Origin of the sequence: Ohtaekwangia sp. (assembly GCF_036568665.1) — a bacterium.
Lineage (GTDB): Bacteria > Bacteroidota > Bacteroidia > Cytophagales > Cyclobacteriaceae > Ohtaekwangia.
Genome location: NZ_DATCSD010000035.1, coordinates 1 through 2,760 on the forward strand (window position 1 = coordinate 1; position 2,760 = coordinate 2,760).

Consider the following 2,760-nt stretch of genomic DNA (forward strand, 5'->3'; position numbering starts at 1 on the left):
TATATTCCCATGTTTCAGACGTTACGCTATTGTCGCAGGGAGTGGAGGCTGTAGTATATTTAGTTGTTTGCGCAGCAGCGCCCCGCTCATCCCATAAGCGATGCATGGCGATAAATTGTTTTTCAATAGCCGCTATATCAATGGTGCGGTTATAGTATTCCGGTAACATTTCGAAGATGATGTTACGCAGGGCAGGAAGCTTGCGCACAATCTCGCGCGCCAGTTCGAGTAGTTCTGTTGAGCTTACTTCGGAGTGTGCATCGAGGTAATAATCTTTATAGTACATGCCACCTGCCAGGTGTATTTCAGCGACACGCTCTAAGGGCAGTTGGCTGATGAAGTCTCTTACTTTCTGCCGCCCGTTCTTTTCATTGGCCAGCAGGTTGTGCAGATCCAGCAAAATATGGGAGTCGCTGGCTTCTGCGATGCGGGCTACAAATTCGCCATCCGGCATTTCATCACGTTGTGGCTGCAGGTAGTTGGTGCCGGTTTCAAAAGCGAAAGGTATAGCAAAATGCTTTTTATAGTGCGCAATGTTTTGTACAGCCGTAGCTATACCGTGTTCGTTCTGCAGCGGAGGCAACAGGAAGTTAGCCTGATGAACATCTCCTGCATGATCAGTATATTTATTAAAGCTCAGGTGCTCGCTGATATATAGCGGGTTCAGCAACTGTGCATGCTCCTGTAAAGTATTAAAATGTGCAGCCTGCGGAAGTATAGTTCCTCCTATAGGAAAACCAACACCGTGAAATATTTTCGGCTGCGGGCACGACTGCAGGAAGGAAGTTACCTGCGGGTCGATGGTAAAGGAATCACTCTCCAGGGATTCCTTGAACCATGATGTTTGAGGCTCAACCTCAATCACGTCAATATACCTGGAAAGTGATTCTACTACAGGCTCAAGACCTGCGAAATGAATCAGTCCAACGCCACCAGTGTTAATATACCTGTTCATTGATTCTGATGCCGTTGAAGATGGGATTCACTTCAAGATTTTCGTTCACTACAAAACGATCTTCGATTTCATATTGAATCCAGCGACCGGAGTGACATCCGCCACAACCCAACTGTCCGAGAATTTTTTGGGTAACCTTCGTAAGCGACTCGAAGTCGTAAGCCACCGAAGCCGGAACACTTACCCGCACAACCGGATGGGCTATAGCAGGTTGAATACTCTTAAATCTTTTCATACAAAACGGTTTTTTTGAATTGCCTACTCTATACCCTTTTCGGCATCCGGGGCTTACTCTGTTAAAGGATTTTCAGCGGTGCTCCTATAGTATATTTACCTGACGAAGTATATTTACTATCGGCAAAAGAGTATAACAGGGTAATCATTACCCGGGTCGTTGTACTCGCCATCGGTAAGCTTGCGTCTGGTAGATAGCGCTAATCTGTATGCACAAGATGGCCAGGTATTGAACGCAGGAACGACTGCTCCCGGATTTGCAAAATCTATATTGTCAGCTTTACCCCTTGGAAGTGCTGATATCGGGCCTGATGCTCCGACAATGGTTATACCGGAAGGTATAGCAGCTGACGAAACTCCGAGTCCCCATGAAGCCATTAATTCGTGATCGGTTGTATAGTGTACGTGAGCATGTGTTGTTATAGGATTACATCCGCTTCCTCCACCAGTTGTTAATTCATCCAGTATCAGCTTGCGATGTACGTCCCAGTTGTTCACATGAATGAGCCCCTGAATGGATTGCTCTCTGAAATTCGGTGATGCAGGATTGGAGGGATCGTCTGTTGTTTGAAAAGCGAAAGATACCTTCTTACCATTCTTGGGAGATGCAGGTATATTTCCAGCGGAATCTGCAGGTGCCTCTGCATTACCACCGGAAACAATGGTTCTTGTATCGACCCATAAAAGTGATCCGTAAAATCCATTATCTAAGCCAACCTGATCAACCCGAACCCAGCCGTTGGCATCCAATCGAAGTACATGATCAGGAATAGGATTAGGAGCATTGTCAACAGGAATGCTGTCGGCTACAGAAGCAGGTTGATTTTTATCGATCACTATATCTTGAAAAGCAGTTGTACCTCCCCAGATAATTTGTCGTACACCAACTTTTATTCTAAGGTATAGATTGCCTTCAGTAACAGGAGTCCAGGATGAGCCATCCACTGAATACATAAAGCGATAGTGTAGGGGCATGGCGGGAGCAGTAGGAACTTTTTTAGTAGCATAGCCTATCAATTTTACCGCGCCAAAGAAACCAAAGCCAGTGTCTCCTGCGAAAGAACGATCATGCGTTGTTAATCCTGTACTATCAATGTCTGAAGTGATGTTATAGTTACCAATGTGTGTAAACCAAGGAACGTCAATCGGTACAGACTTCACGCATAACTTTACACAAAAGCAATTGTGAGCATTGGTTCTGTCAGATCGATGACCCGTGTTACGATTTTCGTCCAGGAGTATAAATCCGGAAGGTGTTTCTATCCGGAAGTATATATCCGGACCAGCGGGCCATTCTACATTAAGCCATGAAAATATAGTCTTGGAGAAATCAGCAGATGTATAGAATATTTTAAAATGCCCGTTGACATGCGTATAGGCAGAACCTAACGCATCATCCTGAAGCAGATCAACATCAAATGCGAATACACGTACACCTTCTACTGCTTTACCTGTTTCACAATCGACAACTCTTCCGCAGATCACCCACAGGTCAAGCAGGCGCAATATCTGGCACCACCATTTAGAGGCTATACAATATTCCCATCCAAAGTAGTTTACTACTTCATTCT

Annotated in this window: 3 protein-coding genes; all 3 read right to left on the reverse strand. The window is 45.1% G+C overall.

What is annotated here, in order from left to right; all coding sequences use genetic code 11:
• The coding region (locus VIN08_RS01740; RefSeq protein WP_331959291.1) for a DUF692 family multinuclear iron-containing protein at positions 1 to 955 on the reverse strand (955 nt) is incomplete at its 3' end.
• Entirely contained in the window at positions 939 to 1,190 is a 252-nt protein-coding gene (locus VIN08_RS01745) for a hypothetical protein (protein ID WP_331959294.1), read from the reverse strand. The genes VIN08_RS01745 and VIN08_RS01740, both read right to left, overlap by 17 nt.
• Positions 1,191 to 1,306: 116 nt before the next feature.
• Positions 1,307 to 2,760, reverse strand: a 1,454-nt coding sequence (locus VIN08_RS01750; protein ID WP_331959297.1) for a hypothetical protein, incomplete at its 5' end; no start/stop codon positions are given.